Annotated in this window: 17 protein-coding genes; 8 read left to right on the forward strand and 9 right to left on the reverse strand. The window is 70.3% G+C overall.

Translation table 11 applies throughout. The features are described 5' to 3' along the window. Positions 1-121 precede the first annotated feature (121 nt). From ACFV4G_RS28495 to ACFV4G_RS28525, 7 genes are all read right to left on the reverse strand, one after another. Positions 122-3202 carry a lantibiotic dehydratase gene (locus tag ACFV4G_RS28495; protein WP_380444974.1) on the reverse strand — a complete coding sequence of 1027 codons (3081 nt, stop codon included), beginning with the start codon at positions 3200-3202 and terminating at the stop codon, positions 122-124. 55 nt (positions 3203-3257) lie between these two features. Further along, positions 3258-4574, reverse strand: coding sequence for a lanthionine synthetase C family protein (locus ACFV4G_RS28500; RefSeq protein ID WP_380444975.1), 1317 nt, complete (start codon positions 4572-4574; stop codon positions 3258-3260). Between the two features lie 54 nt (positions 4575-4628). Next, on the reverse strand, positions 4629-5663 hold the full coding sequence (locus ACFV4G_RS28505; protein ID WP_380444976.1) for an alpha/beta hydrolase-fold protein: 1035 nt from the start codon (positions 5661-5663) through the stop codon (positions 4629-4631). Between the two features lie 420 nt (positions 5664-6083). Continuing rightward, positions 6084-6743, reverse strand: a complete 660-nt coding sequence (locus tag ACFV4G_RS28510) for a transposase (protein ID WP_380444977.1) — start codon at positions 6741-6743, stop codon at positions 6084-6086. A gap of 6 nt (positions 6744-6749) precedes the next feature. Beyond that, entirely contained in the window at positions 6750-7643 is an 894-nt protein-coding gene (locus tag ACFV4G_RS28515) for a hypothetical protein (protein WP_380444978.1), read from the reverse strand. Between the two features lie 527 nt (positions 7644-8170). Next, positions 8171-8497, reverse strand: a complete 327-nt coding sequence (locus tag ACFV4G_RS28520) for a hypothetical protein (protein WP_380444979.1) — start codon at positions 8495-8497, stop codon at positions 8171-8173. 115 nt (positions 8498-8612) lie between these two features. Next, positions 8613-9101 (reverse strand): hypothetical protein, encoded by a 489-nt coding sequence (locus tag ACFV4G_RS28525; protein WP_380444980.1) that lies wholly within the window; start codon positions 9099-9101, stop codon positions 8613-8615. A gap of 344 nt (positions 9102-9445) precedes the next feature. Between ACFV4G_RS28525 and ACFV4G_RS28530 the strand changes: the two genes are divergently transcribed. Further along, on the forward strand, positions 9446-10381 hold the full coding sequence (locus tag ACFV4G_RS28530; RefSeq protein ID WP_380444981.1) for an oxygenase MpaB family protein: 936 nt from the start codon (positions 9446-9448) through the stop codon (positions 10379-10381). Further along, positions 10378-10938: a flavoprotein gene (locus tag ACFV4G_RS28535; RefSeq protein ID WP_380444982.1), complete on the forward strand. Its 561-nt coding sequence runs from the start codon at positions 10378-10380 to the stop codon at positions 10936-10938. The genes ACFV4G_RS28530 and ACFV4G_RS28535 overlap by 4 nt, the downstream gene beginning before the upstream one ends. Before the next feature lie 15 nt (positions 10939-10953). On the opposite strand, the gene ACFV4G_RS28540 is transcribed toward ACFV4G_RS28535, so the two are convergent. Next, positions 10954-12168, reverse strand: a complete 1215-nt coding sequence (locus ACFV4G_RS28540; RefSeq protein ID WP_380444983.1) for a saccharopine dehydrogenase family protein — start codon at positions 12166-12168, stop codon at positions 10954-10956. 143 nt (positions 12169-12311) lie between these two features. Here ACFV4G_RS28540 and ACFV4G_RS28545 point away from each other — a divergent pair, with 143 nt between their 5' ends. Continuing rightward, on the forward strand, positions 12312-12767 hold the full coding sequence (locus ACFV4G_RS28545) for a hypothetical protein (protein ID WP_380444984.1): 456 nt from the start codon (positions 12312-12314) through the stop codon (positions 12765-12767). A 9-nt stretch (positions 12768-12776) separates the two neighbouring features. Here ACFV4G_RS28545 and ACFV4G_RS28550 read toward each other — a convergent pair whose 3' ends face one another. Continuing rightward, a complete protein-coding gene (locus ACFV4G_RS28550) occupies positions 12777-13766 on the reverse strand; it encodes a hypothetical protein (protein ID WP_380444985.1) in 990 nt (329 codons plus the stop codon). A 338-nt stretch (positions 13767-14104) separates the two neighbouring features. On the opposite strand from ACFV4G_RS28550, the gene ACFV4G_RS28555 reads away from it, so the two are divergent. From ACFV4G_RS28555 to ACFV4G_RS28575, 5 genes are all read left to right on the forward strand, one after another. Continuing rightward, a complete protein-coding gene (locus ACFV4G_RS28555) occupies positions 14105-14566 on the forward strand; it encodes a DoxX family protein (RefSeq protein WP_380444986.1) in 462 nt (153 codons plus the stop codon). A gap of 1069 nt (positions 14567-15635) precedes the next feature. Beyond that, positions 15636-17063 (forward strand): sugar transferase, encoded by a 1428-nt coding sequence (locus ACFV4G_RS28560; protein ID WP_380444987.1) that lies wholly within the window; start codon positions 15636-15638, stop codon positions 17061-17063. A 113-nt stretch (positions 17064-17176) separates the two neighbouring features. Then, on the forward strand, positions 17177-18505 hold the full coding sequence (locus ACFV4G_RS28565; RefSeq protein WP_380444988.1) for a nucleotide sugar dehydrogenase: 1329 nt from the start codon (positions 17177-17179) through the stop codon (positions 18503-18505). After that, positions 18495-19760 carry a glycosyltransferase family 4 protein gene (locus tag ACFV4G_RS28570; protein ID WP_380444989.1) on the forward strand — a complete coding sequence of 422 codons (1266 nt, stop codon included), beginning with the start codon at positions 18495-18497 and terminating at the stop codon, positions 19758-19760. The genes ACFV4G_RS28565 and ACFV4G_RS28570 overlap by 11 nt, the downstream gene beginning before the upstream one ends. Next, positions 19757-20730: Wzz/FepE/Etk N-terminal domain-containing protein (locus ACFV4G_RS28575; protein ID WP_380444990.1), on the forward strand; the 974-nt coding region annotated here is incomplete at its 3' end. The genes ACFV4G_RS28570 and ACFV4G_RS28575, both read left to right, overlap by 4 nt.

The following is a 20730-nucleotide window of genomic DNA, read 5'->3' on the forward strand; positions in this document are numbered from 1 at the left end:
CTAGATTACTTCACCGTGTGTACCACCGTGCGGCCCACCCACCCCCCAACGGGTGGGGGCCCCCCCCCCCCCCCGCCCCCCGCCCGAACTTGCGGTCAGTCCCGCTGCCTACCGCTCACCGTCACTTCTTATGAGAGCGCCGGCCTATCTCGTCGCGGGCGATGCCACGCAACACGGCGTAGCTTCTGTCCTCGTTCTCCGGAGAAATTCCGATCAGCCGATTGTGCTGCATGTGCAGGATTCCCCGGAGCGCGTGGTCGCGGCGCCCGGCCGGCAAACCGGAGAGGACGACGTCGCCGTACGTCCTCGCGGCGCTCTGGGACCACGTCTCGTGCACGGCGGGCGATCCGATGAGGTCGGTGAAATGCTCAAGTGCCCGGCCAGGCTTGATCCACGTGTGCGCGAGTTTGCTCACGCTTCGGAAATACCTGCGGTGTTCCTCGCTGTTCGGGTAGGCATCATTGGCCCACTGGCACCAGTCCCAGTCCCCGAGAGACTCAAGCGCGATCGCATAGTTCGCTGCCGCCAACACCTCGTCCGGGAGTTCGATTCGCCGGGCCGCTCGCGCGCTGATTTGGTAGACGCTGGCACTGCTGTCGAGGGCAAACAGGTCCTCGGCCTGGCGAATGGCCGACGGGCCGCCGTAGCGTTGTGTCTCCGGGATGTATTGATCAAGTACCCACGTGCCGATCAGGTGCTCTTCCTGAAGGCGTGACAGGAAGGAGTGAAGGGCCGGCAGCACATGCCCTGTCAGGCTTCGTGGGTCGCCGTGCAGGCGCAGTCGCAGGTGCGGGTTCGGGTCGCGGTAGCGAATGTAGAACCAGCGGTCGATGTGCTCGGCGACGTCGCCGAGGAAGGCAGGCAGCCTCCTGGACAGGAGGGTGTTGTGGATGTCAGGCGTGGCGTAGATCTTCGCGTAGAGCCACTCGCTGCCTGGTGCATAGGGTGCCGGCGTCTCCTCTGCCGCGCCCCAGGCTGGCGGCGGGGCGTCGTGCCGTGGTGCCGTCCTGCCCCGCAGTGGCACTACGAGTTCGTTCGCGTGGTTGGCCGACCACCCGAACGCGTCCGGATGAGCTGCCAGATTCTCGAAGACCTCCACCTCGTGCGAGCCGAGTTCCTGGCGCAGCAGCATGCGGTGCATTGGATTGTCGAGATCGAGGGCGCACGTTTCGTCCCAGGACGCGATCTGGACGTGGCGCGGCACCTTCCAGAGCTCACGCCACTCGCGGAAGGCGTCCTCCCATTCATGCCAGGGCGTCTTCGTACCGGTCAGCTCGAGGGGCATCCGCCACTGTGCGGGACTCACGATGACCCGCCCGTGGCAGACCCTGGGCAGGAACGGCAGCGCATCCAGGCCACCCCAAGTCCAGGGCCTCCACGTGGACATGCCGGTAGAGGCGACCTCCACGAGGAAACGTGCCACGTCCGGCGCCGTGCGCTCAAGGCCGAGCGCGCTGAGTGACCGCGGGACGACGCGTTCGCCACTGTGCCGACTGACGAGGTGTAGTCCGGTATGGTCGGCCACGAGGGCGAGGTCCCGCCAGTCGGTGTTGCGCTCGGGCCCTCCGGCCGGGAAGACACCGATCGGGAGCTGGTCGGGGAGGATGTCGGGCACCTGGTTCACGTTCAGGTGTCTGGGACTGTTCGGTTCGAACCTCAGCTGGAGAAGTTTGGCGGAACCGTCCGGCCGGTCCACGAGCTTCTGCAGCGCCTCCGTGACACCCATGAGCGCGGCGAACCTGCCGAACGTTGCGCCGATCGTCTGCGATCCCTTGTATCGGGACATGACCAGCTGGAAGTCACCGTTGTCAATGTCAGCGGTGCTGCCCGCGACGAGGTGTACGCACAGTTCGAGATTGGCGGGGGGATCGACCTGCTCCGCCTTGCCGGTCTGGTCTGCCGTCAGTTGCTGTATCAGCTGTTCATCGAGAACGATCTCGTGGCAGCCCTTCATCAGGCTCTGCTGCACCATCCCCGCCAGGACATCCTCACGCCTGTTGCCGCTCCCGTGGGAGTGGTGGTGCCCGGACGACCTGGTGCTCCCCTTGTAGCCGGCCGGGAGACCGAGACCGTCATGCGGGTCGAGGACGCTCTGCACGCCGACGGCGGTGTTGTAGCCGTAGCGCTCGGTGAAGGCGGCGGTGTACTCGCGCATGTGCTCGGGAACCGATCGGCCAGGGGACATCCGCCACAGGTCCGCGGCCAGGCCCTCCAGTGATTCACCGACCGACACGGGGAGGCTGATATCGGCATCTATGCGGAGGTCGACCTGCATCGGAGGGCGGGGAAACCGTTGAATTGCCTGAAGGGCGTCCAAGGCCGACCGTAGGTGGCCGGTGCCGTGACCGAGGCCGGCGTCAGCGTATACCGCAAGGGCTCGGGCAGCGGTGCCGAGCGAGTCGGGCTGGTATTGCTGCCCGAGTGCTTCGACAGCTTCGACATCGACGTGACGGGGAGCGATCGAGGTGAGAAGGAAGCCCTTCCCGACCAACTGTTTGACGGCTCGTTCCACCGGCCCGAGGTCCGCCAGGCTCATGGATTGCGCCACAGAGCTGATCAGTTCCTTGCACGCCACAGGCTGCCGCGCGCCCTGCCTGATGCGTTCGACGAGTGGAGTGAGGCGGATGGAGACTTCCTGGATCTTGGCGCTCTCGTTCTCCGTGGCCCTGGCCCATGGCGAGTAGAGCTGATCGCCCCGCACGTAGCACAGATCGCTCAGGACGACCTGCGAGTCCAGCAGCAGATCGGTCGTCATCAGGGCGTCGGCGAACACCGCGTTGAACCAGCCGGCATCGGGCCGGACGGCTTTTCGGTGGCGATCGCCCACGACGGCTCTCGCCCTGGTACCGAAGGACGCGCCCACGACGCCAGCGAAGAGCCCGAACGGCGTGGGCCTGCCGGAGATGCGCATGGCGTATTTCGTCAGGGACACCGCGACCTTGAGCAACTTCCTCGGCTCCAGGCGCTCGCCGTTCTCGATTCTTACGAGGGTGCCTACCAGCGAGGGGCTGGCCAGCATGATCGCTTCCTTGAGTACGGGATTACTCGCCAACCGCTCGATATAGCTGCTCAGTTGCTGTTCCGATCCCTGCGGCCCGGCGTCGATCGCCATGCCGTGCCCATCCCACTCGAACGTTCCGACAGGCAGGGAGGCGAGCCGCACCATGATGGGGTCGGCAGCCTCGAACAGGTCTGATCGCATATCGCTGTGCCCTCGTTCTCTCGGGTGTGCAGGGTCGTCTGGATCTTTCGCCGAGCTATGCCAAGAGCAGGGCCGTCTCCCAAGCCGAAGCCGGAATGTCGTTCCTGGCATAGGAGTGCAGGGCCAGGGCAACGCCAGCCGCACCATCGAGGAACCCTGGCGAGTTGACCTTGACCTTCGGGTCCAGCACCGAGAACTGGAAGCCGAAGGGGTGTGACGGGTCGAACTGGCTGATAATGCGTCCAGCGAGGGAGTCGACGGCGTCCGAGAGCTGTGGGATGCCCAGCCCCTCGAACTTCCGGAGCAGGTGCATCAGCCCGGCCCAGCCGTGGCAGATGCCCGAATCGGACAGGCCGAGGTCGTCAAGGGGCGCGGCCAGAAGTCCTTGGACGGATTCCCGTGCCGCTGCTCTGTACTCCTCGATCCCCAAGGTGGTGCCGGCCAGCATCAGCGCGTAGGAAACACCGGGCTCCCCGTAGCACCAGGAAGGCCGACCACGGTGGGCGTGGCGCACAGGATTCCCTCCGGTGAACTCCTCGAAAGTCGCGATGTGCGGCCAGAACACGCCGAACTCGTCTCGCCTCGCCCAGCTCAGGAGCGTGTCCGAATAGCTCCGGATCGCTTCCTCCTGGCGGGCCACTGTGATGCCCGCCTGGTGTGCCGCCGCCAGCAGCGTCAAAGGGCCGGATATTCCATGGGCGAGCCCGAAGTTTCCGTGCCCGTCGCGCGGCTTCGGGTCCGGCGTGAACGCTCTCGGGTGGTGTTGCACCCACCACCTGGGCAGCTCGGTGCCGTCGGCCCATGTCGTGCCGGTGAGCGCGACCAGGTAGTCGAGTATTGCGCGCAGTGACTCGACGTTCTCTGTGGAGGGGCGGCCCAGGAAGTACCGACCGACACCGCTCAGGCCGCTGATCACGTCGAACGTGCGAAAGGTCGAGGAGATCCCTGGCGTCACTCCGGAGAGAATGGTGCCGCTGCCGGCGCGCATGGCGGAGTCGAGCGAATCGAGCGCGGATCTGTACCCACCCACGGCACGGTGCGCTGAGTTGACGGCAAGTGCCAGCGACCCGATGCCGTGATAGAGCCCTGGGTGGTTCAAATCCTGCTTGGTCACATATCGCTTAGCCTGCTCGAAGTACGCGTGGGCGACTGGCAGGTAGCTACGATCGACGGCCGCGTACTCGCTGAACAGGAGGGAGACGCCGGTGAACCCGTTTGCCAGTGAAAGCGGGGACCATATTCGCTCGTCTATCGATCCCGGGGCGAACGTTCCGCTCACCGAAGTGCCGGTCGCGGCTCGCTCCCAGCTTCTCAGCAGTTCAAGAACCTGAAGCACCGTGGCATTGGCGGCATCGCGTCGATCGGTATGCAAGTCTTCTCTACTCCATTGACGTCGTGACCGAATCCGCCCCGCGGTTCCGGCCGGTCATTCCTCAGGCGAAAGAAGTTCCGCTAGCCATTTGACCGACATTGGCTGACGGTGCTCGATGCCGAAGTGTCCGCCGCCGAAAAGCTCGAAGTGAATCCTGTGGTCCGGCACCTCGATGCGCTTCAGTTCGTTCCGGAACGCCTTTGCCCCGAGGTCAAGATGCCATTCATCATAGGTTCCGGCGTCGATCCACATCCCCTTCTGGGAGTGAAGCGCCTCGCAGTACTGCCCGACCATCCGCACTGGGTCCCAACGCAGCCAGCGTTCCCAGACTTCAGGAAGAATCTGCCCAGTACTGGTGTCGAATGGAAGTAGCGGGCGTCCATCGGGCCCGGGTGAGAAGCAAGCGGATATCCCCAGCACCTCCAGGAGCCGCATGTCCTCACCCTTGGTGAACGCGCGCCTTCCGCGAAAGTCTTCCCACCACTTCTCAATGCTGCCGTCGTAGGCGCGCAGCATCCGGGCGGCTTGCAGGAAGGCCGGGATGTATTGGGCTTCGTAGTGCGCGTCCCCGGAGTGAGTGGCGAACGCACCGAACAGGTCCGGCCGGAGCATGGCGGTCGCCATTGCACCGAATCCGCCGCTGGATTTTCCTGTGATGGCGCGGTGAGCACAGTCCTGGATGGTTCTGTATTCCTGGTCAACCCAGGGAACTATCTCTTCGCACAGATACGAGTGATAGCGGCCGGTGCCAGTGGAGTCGATGAACTGACTTCCGCCGTATGACGTCCAGGCATCGACGAACACGAGTATCGCGGGCGGGGCGTCTCCCCGGCGGAAGAGACCGTCCACCAGCTGTGGAACGTTCTGTCGGAACGGCGAATGCGTGCACCAGTCCTGCAAGGTCCCGGTAAATCCCTGAAGTAGGTAGATCGTGGGATACATGCGCTCAGATCCGGGATCGTAGCCCGGCGGCGTGTACACCCAGAGTGGCCTTACGTGAGGATCTCCAAGAATATTCTCCCGCAAGAGAGAGCTATCGATGGTGTGCTCCTCGATGAGGCCGGCAAGGGGTTCCGGAAACAGCGGCATGACTAAATTCCCTGCTGGAGTCGACTTCGGTGACGACTTCGTGCGGGCCGGTGTCCGGCCCGCTCCATGTCACCACGGTGGCACAAGTGGACAGCTCTGCCTCGACCCGCGAAACCCCTGCTTCATGCACTCCCCCGAATATCGCCAAAGGTTGGCAAAATCTTTGCCGCGACCTCGCGCTTTGATAGAAGTAGATTCGAGTTGCCTCGCTGGCCCGATTCGTACTCGATACGGCCACGGCCATGCCAGGACAGCCCGATATCCCCCTCCCCCAGTCGAATGTTAGGAGCAGTTGCCGTATGGATCAAGAGGCCTGACCGAGCAGAAGCGACATCATGACCCGCCGGGTCACCGGCACGGCCACACTGACCTGGCACGATCCACCCGGACTAGGAACGAGTGGGGGTATGCATGCGCGAGCTACTGAGGAAGATCTAGGCCCGGCAAGCCACCACCCGTGACGAGGCTGACCGGCTTCGCGAACAGACCGCCCTCCTCACCAACCAGCGGACCGCGGTCGAGCGCGTCCTGGTGATGAGGATCCGCGAAGACGGCTCTGACCGGAGTTCCGGATGCTGTTGGCGATCTTCCTGAGTGACGGGTTCGAGTCCCGTCACTCAGGTTCTGACAGAGTTGGTGGAAGCGGGTGGCCGGGCTTTCTCGACGGTCGGCGGTTACGTCGCTGGGATCGTGTTGGCTGAGGCGGACGATGTTGGTTCCGGCTGCGGTGAGGACGTGCTGGACGTGGGTCTTCGCTGTGCCTCGGTAGCGGCAGTTGCGGCGCCCGTGTGCGTGCACGGTCTCGGAGACGGTGGCCTCGCAGCCGGCCCTCATGGCGTATCGGCCCTGCCAGGCCTGGGTCTTCTGCTCTCTTCGGACGCGGTTCTGGATCTCCTGCAGGGGCTGTGGCAGGAGCAGGATGTGACGGCCTTTGCCGTCGACGTTCCCGGGGCACTTGGACCGGTCCTCGCAGGGCCGGCAGGTGGCACGGGGGAAGAGTACGGACAAGCGTGGCTGGCCGTCGGCGAGTGTGGGCTTCCAGGGCGGGCTGGTTGCGACGTTGGGGCAAGTGAGCGTCACCTCCTGTCAGTTGGCGCGGAAGTCCACCTTGTTGAATCCTGGAAGGGCCCGTGCCGTGGGCGCGAGCCGGACCGGTCCGACCAGGTCGATCCCGTACTCGGTCCTGGCACGGTGGATGGTGGCGGGGCTGGTGTAACCACCGTCGACCAGACGCTCCGCGGGTGCGAGGTCGCGCGCCGCGAGGTTCGAGTGGATCCGTTCGAGGGCGTCGATGTCCTGCTCTGGGTCGCACGTCTCGGTCTGGTGGTCCTTGTAGCCGACCCACTCGGCTTTACCGGGCTTGTGACTGAAACGGGCCTGTGGATCGTGCGGAGAGACGATCTCCACCGACGACCACTGCACCCGGGCCAAGGCGGGATCAGGCCTCCCGTCCGAGGCATCCGCGGACATCGAGCGCCGAGGGCTGTGACGCCGGCTCAGCCGGTCCCGCGTCTGCTTGGGCCCACGCCAGCGCAGAGCGCCGGTCTCGTCGTACCAGTACTGCTGGACCCAGACCTGCCGCAGGACCTCCACCCACGGCAACCGCCGAAGCCGGGCCGGAGCACCAGGCGCGAGAAGAGCATGGAACAGGCGCATGCCGTCCTCACCGACCGCGACCGCGTACCGCTCGCGCCCGGTCTTCTCCCGGGGCAGCCGGTCATAGCGCACCGGCCTGCCGTAACGCCGGGCCCACTCGGCGGTGACCAGGACGGACACCCAATCCTCGTCGGCGGCGGCCAAACCCTCCAGGGCCGCACGCAGGGTCTCGCCGACGAGCTCGGTCCGGTCCAGACGACGCACCGCCGCCAGAACATCTGTGGAGTCGGTGCGTCGGCACCCGCGCCGCTTGACGAGCCCCGCTTCCACCAGCCGGTCCACCATCACCGACAGCAGCCGGTCCGCGCGGTCGCCCTCGGCCATCCGGTCACGAAACTCGCTCAGCACGGAGAAGTCGAAACCCGGGTCATCCAGCTCCAGCCCCAGGCAGTAATTTCCAGTCCAGACGGCACCGGACCGCCCCAGCGGCCTGCCGATCGGTGAGGCGGTCCGCGTACTGCAGCACCGACACCAGCGCCAGACGAGCCGGCGACAGACCCCGGCGTCCGTCAGCGGGGTACCACTCCTCGAAATCACCGTCCATGAACAGCCCCTCAAGGTAATCCCGCACCCACATCGCCGCCGTGCCACGAGGGTTGCTCGCACGCGCCATCCGAGCGGTCAACGGCGGAATCCCCCACCCGGACCAGGAACCCATCGCCACCGCAGCCCACCCTTCGACCAGCCCGAACCTCCAGACCACAACAACAGGCAGACAAGCTCGGCCGCCATCAATCGACGGCGATCTCACCCTCACCAGTGAAGATCGACAACAGCATCCGCCGGTCAGAGCCCGGAAAACGAACGCCGGGGCGTCCGAGGACGCCCCGCCGCCGTGCGGTCCGGTCGCCTCAGTCGCCGGCGACGTACACGTAGGTGCCCGGCGCCTCGCTGCACTTACCCAGCAGTGCTTCCAGGCTCACCAGTTGTGAGTCGTCCCTCCAGGTCGGGATTCCCTGCACCTCCGCGCGCGCGGTGGCGCATTGCCGGGAGTCCAGCACGGTGTCCCCGTAGGGGTCGATGCCGGCGAGGACGGGGAACCCCTTGCGGGGGAGCTTCGTGACGACGTCCATCAGGACGTCGTGCTCATCCCCGAAGGATTCGGTGACCGTCCGCTGGAGGGAATCCCAGCTCCTCAGATCGGGGAGGTCGGAGTGCCAGAACACGTCCAGTCCCACGGTGAACTCCAGGCTTCGTCAAAGGGGGCAGGCGGTGAGCACCCTGCCCTTGTGTACCACGACCCCCGGACGGGTCCTCAGCGTTGAGGAGTTGAGACGTTGTCGGGGGCGCCGGTCAGCTCGTCAGCGGAAGCGTGAGGACGTGGACGAGTCCGCCCCCGGGGTTGGCCTCCACGGTGAGCCGGCCCGCGCCGCCGTCGGTGCCGTGAAGGTCCTGAGGGCCCCGGGGCTTCGCGTGCAGCCAGGGCCGGGCTCCGGCGGCCACGTCCGGGCCCCGGTCGGTCACCCGGATCTGCAGGGCGCCCGGCCCGCCGGGGCGCTCCGGCGCCGTGGTCGCCTGGACGAGCACGCGGGCTCCGGGCGGGGTGCGCAGCCACGCGGACCGGACCATCGCGGCGAGCGTCCGCTCCAGCCGGCCCTGGTCAATGGGGACGGGTGGCAGCCGGTCCGGAACGCGGACGGTCGCCGAACGCGTCGGCACCTCGGCCAGCGCGGCGGCGACCGCCGAGGACACGTCCGCCGGTCCGGGCCGCGGTGCACGGGCGTCGGGCGCGTGGACGGCGCCCGTGACGGTGGTGGCGACGTGGCGGCTGTGATCGCCCACTGGTGCTCTGTTCCGTTCGGTGGGTGTCGGCGGGTGGCGGATGAGGAGTGTCCGGGGTCCGGCCTGTCGGCCGCGTGTTCGGACACTCCATCACCACGCGATCCTCTCGGATGAAAGCTGAGGTATTGATGAGGCGACCATCGGGTGACAACGGCGGATCGGCACCCGCCGCGCGTCGGGCTACGACAGGGTCCACCGCCGGCTCTCGCCGCCGTTGCCGTCCGGATCTCATGCGGGATGCTGTCGTTGGTGGCGAGGTCGGGTCGTCGAGGCAGTGGCCGGACTCCCCGCCCGCGGACCACCTCGGTACTGTGGTGGCCCGGAGCGTGGGAAGGGTGGGCCTGATGGGGGCGGGAGCGTGGCGCGGGCCGCTCGTCCGGCTGCGGATGCGGCTGTTGGCCGAGATCAATGCGACCGTGCACGGGCAGGACCTGCACCTGGAGCGGTACGACCGTCCGGCCGGGGACCCCGGGCTGTACGGTCCGGACAGCGTGGTGTGGCGGGTGCACGGGCACCCGGCCGGGATGCTGGCGGGCGGCTTCGCGGCCCTGTTGCTGCAGTCCCTGCACCCGGTGGCGATGGCGGCCGTCGACGCGCACTCCGACTTCCGGGTCGATCCGACCGGCCGGCTCAACCGGACGGCCCGCTTCGTCACCACGACCACGCTCGGCTCGACGGCGGCGGCCGAGGCGGCGATAGCCGGCGTCCGGAGGATCCACCCGCGGATCCGGGGCACCGCGCCGGACGGCCGCCCGTACCGTGCCGACGATCCGGAGCTGCTCACCTGGGTGCACACCGCCGAGGTGCACTGCTTCCTGACCGGCTACCAGATCTTCGCCGCGACCCCGCTGACCGCCGCCGAGTGCGACCGCTACTACGCCGAGGCCGCGCGCGTCGCCGAACGGCTGGGCGCCACCGCGATACCCGGGTCGCGCGCCGAGGTGGCGGCCTACCTGGCCCGGATCCGGCCGGAGCTGCGGGTCACGCCGCCGGCCCTGGACGTGTTGCGCCTGCTGCGGGGCTTCGGCCGCAGTCGTCGGGAGCGCGTTGCCGTCCGGGTGCTGACGAACGCCGCGATCGCCCTGCTCCCGGACTGGGCCAGGGCCGAACTCGGCGTGCACCGGCCCCGGTTGGTCCGGGCGCTCTGGGACCGCCCGGTGGCGCGGACCGCCGGCCGGATCATGGTGTGGGCCTGCGGCCCGTCCCAGATCCGCGCCGTCGCGTACGCACGGGCCACCGCGACGTCCACGACCGTCGTCCACGTCGAGGAGATCGGTTGACGGTCGCCACGTCCGCCCCGCGCCCGGTCCTGTACCTGTTCGGCTCCGCCGCCCCGCCGGTGCTGAGCGCGGCGCAGATCGTGCGGCACGCCCAGTTCAGGGGGTGGGACGTCGCGCTTGGGCTCACCCCGACCGCGGCGGGCTGGCTCCAGGACGAGATGTCCAAGCTGAGGCGGCTGACCGGCCATCCGGTGAAGTCCACCTACCGGCGGCCGGGCGAACCGGACGTCCTCCCGCCCGCCGACGCCGTCCTGTTCGCGCCCGCCACGATGAACAGCATCAACAGCCTCGCCCTCGGGCTCACGACCTCCTGGGTCGTGGGGTACGCGGCCGAGGCGATCGGCAAGGGAATCCCGGTGACGGTGGTGCCGTGCCTGAACACGGCCCTCGCCGCGCACCCCCAGTTCCCGCGCAGCGTCGAGACGTTGCGCGGGGCCGGGGTCCGGGTGCTGCTGGGCGACGGAGGCTTCGTGCCGAACGATCCAGGCGAGGAGCGACCCGAGGGGTACCCCTGGGAGGCCGCGCTCGCGGCCGCCAAGGAGTCCCTTGAGCGGTGACACCCCGTCGTACCCCTACCGCCCGGGGGCGGTCGTCGGCGGGGCGTCCAGCACGCGGAAGGAGATGCCCGCCGCGATCAGCCGGTCGATCAGGGGGCGGCCCATCGCCACTGCCGTGGTCAACTGACCTGCCACCGGCGGCAGGTCGTCGTAAGCCAGGCACAGTGCCGACTCAGCCAGCATCTTCGCCGTCTCCTGGTAGCCGGGATCGCCGCCGGACACCTCGGTGAGGAGCGTTTGCCCGCCCTGCGTCCGCGCCGCGAAGCGGACGGCGAACCAGGAGCGCGCCCGCTGCTCCGCGTTCGGGCCGTCGCCGGGCTTGCGCAGCCGGCCCAGGGCCCGGCGCAGCGTGGGCAGTTGGGCGGCGACGGCGAGGGCCGTCACCGTGGCGACACCGGCGAGGGCGATCGGCAGCCGTCGTACCGCCGCGTAGTGCGCGTAGGCGAAGTCCGGGCCGTACTCGTCCAGTGCGGCGGCCGAGCGGGAGACCACCTGCGGGTCGATCGTGGGCATCGGCACGGCCCACGCGCGGGCCGCCCGTGACCGGTGCGGCCGGCCGGCCGGGGTGTGGACCAGCCGTCCCTTCGGCCGGGGTTCGGCGGCGCGGCGCTCGCGGGCGGCCCGGGCCATCGCGCGGGGCCGGGAGAAGGCCGTCATGGCCGAGGCGAAGGTGCCGCCGGAGATGGTGCCGCCCGCGCGGACGAAGCCCTCGACGGAGACCCGGGCCGACGGTCCTACGCGGCGGAGCAGTTCCTCGACCGTGAACAGCACGCCGAGGTCGTGCGGTACGGAGTCGAAGCCGCAGGAGTGCACCAGCCGCGCTCCGGTGGCCACCGCGCGCTCGTGGTGCCGCAGGTACATCCGGTCGACGAACTCCGGCTCGCCGGTGAGGTCCACGTAGTCGGTGCCGCTGTCCGCGCAGGCTGCCACCAGCGGCTCGCCGTGCCGCAGGTACGGGCCGACCGTGGAGATCACCACGCGGGCGGAGGCGGCGACGTCGCGCAGCGCCGCGCGGTCGGCGGCGTCCGCGATCAGCAGGGGGAGGTCGGCGCAGCGCGGGTCGATCCGCGCCAGCCGCGCCCGGACGGCGGCGAGCCTGCCCTCGTCCCGCCCGGCGAGTGCCCAGCGGCACCCCTCGGGTGCGGTGCGGGCCAGGTACTCGGCGGTGAGCCCGCCGGTGAACCCGGTGGCACCGAACAGGACGAGGTCGTACGGGCGGGGCTCGGCCATCAACGGTCCCTACTCACGGGTAATCGACGGCGCCACGCTAGGAGCCGGTCGTGGCGGTGTCAACGGTCCGGGCCCCGGGTTTCCATCGGGGCGTGCTTGGCGCTACTTTGAACGTGTTCAATTTAACCCTCGGGGGGTACGGGATGACCGAAGAACCGTCGCTGCAGCACGCCGCTCTCGTCGAAGCGGAGCCCGATCGTCACCGGGTCCGCCCCAGCGCGCGGGTGCTCGTCGCCCTGGCCGTGGTCGCGTGGGTGCCGTTCGTCGCGGAGGGGCTGCACTACCCGGCGAGCCCGAGGTACTGGGCCCTCCTCTTCACGCTGGTCGGGCTGACCGCGCTGCCTTTGGTGGTGCCGGGAGATCCGGGGTTCCGGATCACCTGCCTCGCCGTCGGCTGGCTCCAGTTCGCGATCGAGATCGTGCTCTCTGTCCCGTTCCTGCTGCTCGCGGTGCCCTTCTTTGTCTTCGTCTGCCCGTCGGGTGTCGTGCTGCTGCTCGCGAGTCGGCGCAACCGCGGCACGGTCGGCACGGCGATGCCGGTGCTGCTCGCGGCCTGCCCGATCCTGCTCCTGGCGCACGGCGGGTGGACGCACATGTAGCAGGCGTGCTCACCGCCGGCGGCAGAGCCGCCCGTCGGGGGTGCCCAGCAGGTGGCGCAGGGGTTCGATGACGACCGGGCCGCAGTACCGGACGGTACTGCGGCGGACGCCGGCCCGGGCGAGGGTGTCGTCGGCGCCGGAGCCGGAGACCGAGAGGCGGGCGACGGTCGTTCCGGCCGGGGTGTCGATGACCAGTTCGTCCAGGCGGCTCCAGCCGCGGCGGGCCAGGCGGTACGGGACGGTGCCGTCGATCGCCGCGGCGGCGGCCAGGGTGGTGGTGTCGCCGGGGGTGAGCATCCGGTCGCCGGGGACGGGCAGGGGCCGGACGGCGAGGCGCCGGTACTGGTACTGCCCGACCGCGGCGGCCCGCAGGCCGGTGCCGATCCGCGCCGGGCCGAGCAACCGGGCCGCTGCGCGGGCGAGTTGGGCCAGCCGCCAGCCGAGGCGGGCGGTGAAGGCGTCGGCGAAGAGCTCCCGCTGGTCGTGGACGCCGAGGTCGGCCGCGTCCACGAAGAGGTACGGACGTCCGGCGGAGACGAGCGAGACCTCCATTCCGTCGACGGGCAGGAGGGCGCTGCCGGACGGCAGCAGGTCGCCGAGCCGCCGTGGCCGGCGGTAGGCGAACTCCAGGCCGAAGCCCGTGCCGCTGCGGTCGAGCTCGCACAGCACCCGGTGCCCGGTGTCGACCACGTTGATCCGCGCCCGGGATGCCGGGCGGTCGCGCGGCAGCCAGGCCAGCCGGTCGGCCACCGCGACCGCGGCGAGGAGCGCGTGGCCGCCGCCGTGGCGCTCGGACCGGTAGTCCAGGTCGAACCGCGGGTCGCGGGAGGGCTCGATCATCGCGATGGCCGAGACGGGGACGCGGTAGGTGTCGGCCACCCAGCTCCGCGCGATCAGGAGGGCCTCGTCGAGTTCCCGTCCGTCCGGGGGCAGCACCCGCCTGTCCAGGACGAGCACGGGGCGGGTGCTGCCGCCGGGGTGGGACAGGTGGCCGATCATCGAAGCCCCTCCGGTGCGGTCGCTGAGGTGCGACGAAGGATGCGGGATCCGGGCCGGGCCGGGCAACGACCGTGCGGTGAACGGTCGCCGAACGGCGCATTCGGGCAGGTCGGCGATATTCGCGGAGTTCTTCCGGGTTGGCCCCTCCGCGTCAAATTCGGGGTGTCTTCGGGAATTGGTCGACCGTTCGCCGGACGGACATGGCAACCGGCTCGCGCAGGCTTGTAGCGTCCCGGATCGCCGATCGGACGGTGCGTGAATTCCGCCTGATCACGACGGATATTCGCCACGGATATCCGCCATGGACATTCCATTCCCTTGCCCGGAGGTCTGAACTCGTGGTCGACCATCTCCAGGCGCGTTTCGCCGGCCCCGTGCAGTCGGTGTTCCGCGTCGTCGCCGGACTCCTCTTCGCCTGCCACGGCACCGCCTCGCTCTTCGGCTTCTTCGGCGGCGCCGCGGGCACCCACGGCGGGACGCTCCACCTCGGGGCCTGGCCCGGCTGGTGGGCCGCCGCCATCCAGCTGGCCGGTGGCGCGCTGGTGCTGCTCGGCCTGTTCACCCGGCCCGCGGCCATGATCTGCTCCGGCTCCATGGCGTACGCGTACTTCGTCGTCCACCAGCACCACGGCCTGTTGCCGATCGAGAACGGCGGCGAGCTGTCGGCCCTCTACTGCTGGATCTTCCTGCTGATCGCCACGCTCGGTCCGGGCCCGTGGGCCGTCGACGAGGTGCTCCGATCAGGCCGGATCCAGCAGACCGCGGAGTCCGGCGCCGAACGGTCGGCGGTCGCCGGCTGAGGCGTCCGGCGGTCACCCGTCCGGTGGCGGTGGTCCCCACGCGGGACCGCCGCCACCGCGGTGGTGGCCGGGGGGCCCCGCCCCGGTCGGCGCCTGGTAACGGGCGCCCCGGGGGGGGGGGGCGCGGGGGGGGGCGGGGGGGGCGGCCCGGGGGGGGGGGGGGGGCCCCCCCCCGCCCCCCCCCCCCCCACCGCGGTCGTGCCGGAGGCGCCCGGCACGGTTCGGCGAGTGATCACGGAGGCTCCTGGCGCGTGGGGGAAGGGGCGGCGGCAGCCGGTTGTCCGGAATCGATCGGTCCGTCCGCCGGTTCCCCGGCGTCGTCGAACGCCGCTTCGAACGGCCCGATCCCCGGTACGGCCTGGTCATCCGCGGCGGCGGGACCTCGGGCCCATGTCCTGAACGCGCTGTCGGTGGCCACGACGGGAGGTCTCCGGATCATCGCGCGTGAGGGCTCTGCGTATCCCCGTCGTCACAGGTCACCCCGTACGTCGGCGGCTCCGGGGCGTCCTCCGGTGGTCACCGCCCGGTAGATCAAGATTCAGCTCTCGTGCACGTGTTTCACACATCCCCCACTTTGGGTGCCCCCGATGCTCTACATTGATGTCCACTTCGCTCGGTTCGACGCGGGGCGACGATCGATGATTCACGGGTCCGGCGCTGCGCATGGCCGGTAGTCGCGTCCCGGCGGCAGCCGTGGGGGCGGTGAATTCCCGGCGCCCGGAAATCGGGCTTCGAGTGTGGAGAGCGACCGCCGGCGGATTCCCGTCCATTTCGGGATTCCGGCAGGACATGCGAGTCCGTCGGTGCTTTTTTGGGGGATGTACACGTAGCGCTGCAGGAGTCGATTTCGCCATGCCCGGGAGCGGGACCTCCCGGCGGTAGGAACAGCGCGGCACGGGAGGCGGCGGGGCCTCCCGAAGGGGAGGAATCAGGTGCGGGAGGCGAGAGCCTCCCGGGGGGAGGAATCGTGTGGAGCGAGCACGTCGAACCCACTGGTGACCTGGAAGGGGCTGTCGAGCAGGGGGAGGGGGAATTAGTCCGCCCGTTCCAGGCGGTGCGGGGGCGCCCGGTGAACGGGAGGATCGGGCGGCCCGAGAGTGACTGGGAGCAGCAGTACCGCCGTACGGTGATCATCGGCGACACCGTGACCACCGCCTTCGTGGTGGCGGCGATCGGCGGGTTCTTCGGGGTCAGGGACGCGGCCAACTGGCACGAGAAGTGGGGGATCCTCGCCTTCGGCACCGAGCTCCTGGTGCTGGCGGCGCTGGCGACGACCCGGTCGTGGGCGCCGGCCGTGCTCGGCCAGGGCGCCGAGGAGTTCCGCCGGCTCGGACGCGCGCTGTTCGCGGCGGCCGTCGTCCTGTCGCTCGGCGGGATCGCCCTCACCTCGACCAACATCAAGCTCTGGATCTTCGTCGCGATCCCGGCGATCACGGGCGTCACCATGACCGAGCGGTACCTGCTGCGCCTGTGGCTGCACAAGCAGCGGAAAGAAGGGCGGTGCCTGCGCCCGGTGCTGGCCGCCGGGAGTCCGGCCACCATGCGCGACCTGATCGCCCGGACCCGCAAGTTCCCGCACCTCGGCTGGCGGGTGGAGGCGGTCTGCACGCCGTACGCCCTCGGGCTGGGCGGTGACCGGCTGGACGGCGTGCCGGTCGTGGGCCGGCTGACGGACGTGGCCAACCACGTCCGCCGCGACGGCTACCGGGTCGTCGCCGTCACCCCGGACCCGTACTGGACACCGGACCGGCTGCAGCGGCTGGCCTGGAAGCTCGAAGGCAGCGACGCCGAGATGGTCGTGGCCCCGGTGCTGATGGAGGTGGCCGGACCGCGGCTGCACGTCGACGCGGTGCTCGGCATCCCGATGCTGCGGGTCAGCATGCCGACCTTCACGGGGGGCCGGCGGGCCGTCAAGGAGGTCGTCGACCGGCTGGGCGCCGCTGTCCTGCTGGTCCTGTTCGCGCCGCTGATGCTGCTCGTCGGGCTGCTCGTGCTGGCGGACAGCCGGGGCGGGGCGTTCTACCGCCAGCACCGGGTCGGCAAGGACGGCCGCGAGTTCACCCTGGTCAAGTTCCGCACCATGGTGGCCGGGGCGGACCGGGCCAGGGCCGCGCTGGCCGACCGCAACGAGGGCGCCGGCCTGCTGTTCAAGCTCCGCCGGGACCCGCGGGTGACCCGGGTGGGCGGGGTGCTGCGCCGCTACTCGCTCGACGAGCTGCCGCAGCTGCTCAACGTGCTCACCGGGTCGATGTCGCTGGTCGGCCCGCGGCCCCCGCTGCCGGAGGAGTCCGCCGCGTACGGACCGGACATCCGGCGGCGACTGCTCGTCAAGCCCGGGCTCACCGGCCTGTGGCAGATCAGCGGGCGCAGCGACCTGCCGTGGGAGGAGGCGGTGCGGCTGGACCTGCGGTACGTGGAGGACTGGTCGCTGGCCCTGGACACGGTGATCTTGTGGAAGACCCTGCGGGCGGTGCTCCAGGGGCAGGGGGCGTACTAGCCGCCAGGGGCGCCGCACAACGCGACGACGCACGACGCGACAACGCACAACGCGACAACGCACGGCACGTGGACGGCAGGCCGGATCGGCCTGCCCGAGGGGAGGAACGGGTCATGAGGGTCAGCGTCCTGGGGCTCGGCTACGTGGGCTGCGTGTCGGCCGCGTGCCTGGCCAGTCTGGGGCACGAGGTCATCGGCGTGGACGTCAACCAGGTGAAGGTCGACCTGGTCAACGACGGCAAGGCCCCGGTGGTCGAGGAGCGGATCGGCGACCTGATCGCCGAGATGGTGCGGACCGGGGCGCTGCGCGCCACCACCGACGTCCGCGAGGCGGTCCTGGGCAGCGAGGTGTCGCTGGTCTGCGTGGGCACGCCGTCGGAGCCCAACGGCGGCCTGTGCACCACGTACCTGGAGCGGGTCGCCGAGCAGATCGGCGCCGTGGTGGCCGAGCGGGGCGGGCGGGGCGGGCGGCACACCGTCGTGTTCCGCAGCACCATGCTCCCGGGCACCTGCCTGAACCTGCTGGTGCCCATCCTGGAGAAGCACGCCGGCGGCACGGCCGGGACGGACTTCGGGGTCGCGGTGAACCCGGAGTTCCTGCGCGAGGGCACGAGCGTGCGGGACTTCTTCGACCCGCCGAAGACCGTCATCGGCGAGCTCGACCCGGCGAGCGGGGACGTGGTCGCGGCGCTGTACGAGGAGCTGCCCGGCGAGGTGTTCCGGGTGCCGGTCCCGACGGCCGAGGCGATCAAGTACGCGGACAACGCGTTCCACGGCCTCAAGATCGGCTTCGCCAACGAGTTCGGCGCGGTGTGCCAGGCGCTCGGGGTGGACTCGCACCAGGTGATGGACGTGTTCCTGGCCGACCGCAAGCTCAACATCAGCCCCGCCTACCTGCGGCCCGGCTTCGCCTTCGGCGGCTCCTGCCTGCCCAAGGACCTGCGCAGCCTGGTCCACGCGGCACGGCGGGCCGACGTCTCGGTGCCGATCCTCTCCCACGTGCTGCCCTCCAATGCCGACCACCTCCAGCGCGCGGTGGAGCTGGTCGAGCGCACCGGCAAGCGCCGGGTCGGCCTGTTCGGCCTGTCCTTCAAGCCCGGCACCGACGACCTCCGCGAGAGCCCGCTCGTCGAGCTGGCCGAGCGGCTCTTCGGCAAGGGCTACGACCTGCGGATCTACGACCCCAACGTGAACCTCTCCCGGCTGCTCGGCGCGAACCGCGAGTACATCGAGACCCGGCTGCCACACCTCGCGCAGCTGCTCGCCCAGTCCGTCGACGAGGTGCTCGACCACGCCGAGGTGTGCGTGGTCGGGACGAAGGACCCCGCGGTGCTGTCCGCGTTGCCGCACGGCGGCGACGGCCCCGCGATCGTCGACCTCGTCCGCCTGCCCGACGCCGAGGCGCGCCGGGCCGAGCCGGGGTACGCGGGCCTTGCCTGGTGACGCGGCCGGCGGCGACGGGCGGGGCCGTCGCGCGCTGGTCCTGGTGGAGAACCTGTCGGTGCCGTTCGACCGGCGGGTGTGGCAGGAGTGCACGACGCTGCGCGACGCCGGCTGGACGGTGCACGTCATCTGTCCGCAGGGCACCAAGCGGGACACCGAGCCGGAGGCGGAGATCGACGGGGTGCGGATCCACCGCTACCCGTTGCGCGCGGCCACCGGCGGACCGGCCGGCTACCTGCGGGAGTACGGAACGGCGCTGTGGCACACGGCCCGGCTGGCCCGCAAGGTCGGCCCGGTCCACGTCGTCCACGCCTGCAACCCGCCCGACCTGCTGTTCCTGCCGGCCCTGTGGCTGAAGCGGCGCGGCGCGCGGTTCGTCTTCGACCAGCACGACCTCGTGCCCGAGCTGTACCTGTCCCGGTTCGACCGCGGCGAGGACCTGCTCTACCGCGGCGTGTGCGCACTGGAACGGCTGACCTACCGGGCCGCGGACGTCGTGCTCGCGACGAACGAGAGCTACCGGGACGTCGCGCTGCGCCGCGGCGGTCTGCGGCCGGAGGACGTGTTCGTGGTGCGCAGCGCGCCCGACACCGAGCGGTTCCGGCCGGTGGAGCCCGAGCCGGAGCTGAAGCGCGGCAAGCCCCATCTGCTGTGCTACCTCGGCGTGATGGGCCCGCAGGACGGCGTCGACTACGCCCTGCGGGCGCTCGCGAAGCTGCGCGACGACCTCGGGCGGACCGACTGGCACGCGGTGTTCGTCGGCGGTGGCGACACCTTCGACGAGATGGTGGCGCTGTCCCGGCGGCTCGGGCTCGCGGAGCAGGTGGAGTTCACCGGGCGCGTCCCGGACGCCGACCTGGTGCGCTACCTGTCCAGTGCGGACGTGTGCCTCTCGCCCGACCCGCGCAATCCGCTCAACGACGTGTCGACCATGAACAAGGTCCTGGAGTACATGGTCATGGGCCGGCCGATCGTCTCGTTCGACCTGCGGGAGGCACGGGTCTCGGCCGGTGACGCCGCCGTCTACGCGCCCGCGAACGACGAGGCCGAGTTCGCCCGGCTCGTCGCGCTGCTGATGGACGATCCGGAGAAGCGGGCCTGGATGGGCAAGCTCGGCCAGGAGCGGATCAACGGGCCGCTCGCCTGGCGCAACTCCCAGCGCGCGCTGCTCGACGCCTACGCCGCCGCCTGCCGTCCGCTCGTGAACGGCAGCCGCACCCCGGGCCGTCGGGCAGGGAGAAGGCCTCGGCGTTGAGCGACGAAACGATACGCCTGGTCACGGTCGGCCGGATCCTCCGACGGCGGTGGCGGCTCCTGGCCGTCCTCGCCGTGGTGGGTGCGCTCGTCGGGTACGGCACGTCCCTGCTGTTCCCGCCGCGCTACACGACGTCGGCGTCGGTCCTGCTGCCGGGGGTGTGGCAGGACCGCGAGCTGCTGACGCAGGCCCAGATCGCGACCAGTTCGGTGGTGGTCGACCGGGCGGCCGCCACCCTGGGCTGGACCGGCGTCACCGGCACCAAGCTCCAGGACCGGGTGAGCGCCACGGCGTCGGACGGGAACATCATCAAGATCTCGGGCACGGCCGAGACCCCGGAGCGCGCGCAGCAGCTCTCCGACCAGGTGGCCCATCAGTTCGTCGCGTTCGCCTCGCACGTCGCGGGCGACAGCACCGACCCCGAGGCGGCGCAGCCCGAGGCGCTGCGCCAGCTCGTGCTGCAGGCCGGCCGCAACATCAGCGACCTCGCCGCCGCAGCCGGTCCGGGGCAGACCGTGGACAGCGTGTCGACCCGTACCGAGCTGGCGAAGCTGCGCACCGCCCTGCAGGACGCCATCAAGAAGCTGGACCAGGTCGACCCGGCCGCCAACAAGGCCAACATGGTCGTCATGGGGTCGGCGCCCCGGCCGTCCGGCGAGGCGCCGCCGACGAGGATCCAGCTCGTCGCCGCCGGGGCGCTGCTGTTCTTCCTGGTCGCGCTGGTCGGCCACCTCGCCGCCGGGCGGACGAGCCGCCGGCTGCGCACCGGACCGGAGATCGCCGCGGCGCTGGGGTCGGTGCTCCTCGGTGCCGTCGACGTCCCCGGTGACCGGTCCGCCCACCGGGCCGACGGCCGTGGCCCCCGGGCCCTGGTCCGCCGGCTGCTGGGCACGGACGTCCGGTGGGACCTGCCGGCCCCGCGCGTCTCCGGCGACGAGGCCGGCCGGCGTGGGGGCGAGCGGGGGGGGTG

The organism is Kitasatospora sp. NPDC059747 (assembly GCF_042732955.1).
Taxonomy (GTDB): Bacteria; Actinomycetota; Actinomycetes; order Streptomycetales; family Streptomycetaceae; genus Kitasatospora.

Bases quoted from the DNA above. Each gene is read 5' to 3' on its own strand.
- ACFV4G_RS28530 (WP_380444981.1), top strand. From the start codon at position 9,446: ATGGGGGCGGGAGCGTGGCGCGGGCCGCTCGTCCGGCTGCGGATGCGG.
- ACFV4G_RS28515 (WP_380444978.1), bottom strand. From the start codon at position 7,643: ATGGCCGAGGGCGACCGCGCGGACCGGCTGCTGTCGGTGATGGTGGAC.
- ACFV4G_RS28540 (WP_380444983.1), bottom strand. From the start codon at position 12,168: ATGGCCGAGCCCCGCCCGTACGACCTCGTCCTGTTCGGTGCCACCGGG.
- ACFV4G_RS28495 (WP_380444974.1), bottom strand. From the start codon at position 3,202: ATGCGATCAGACCTGTTCGAGGCTGCCGACCCCATCATGGTGCGGCTC.
- ACFV4G_RS28565 (WP_380444988.1), top strand. From the start codon at position 17,177: ATGAGGGTCAGCGTCCTGGGGCTCGGCTACGTGGGCTGCGTGTCGGCC.
- ACFV4G_RS28505 (WP_380444976.1), bottom strand. From the start codon at position 5,663: ATGCCGCTGTTTCCGGAACCCCTTGCCGGCCTCATCGAGGAGCACACC.
- ACFV4G_RS28550 (WP_380444985.1), bottom strand. From the start codon at position 13,766: ATGATCGGCCACCTGTCCCACCCCGGCGGCAGCACCCGCCCCGTGCTC.
- ACFV4G_RS28545 (WP_380444984.1), top strand. From the start codon at position 12,312: ATGACCGAAGAACCGTCGCTGCAGCACGCCGCTCTCGTCGAAGCGGAG.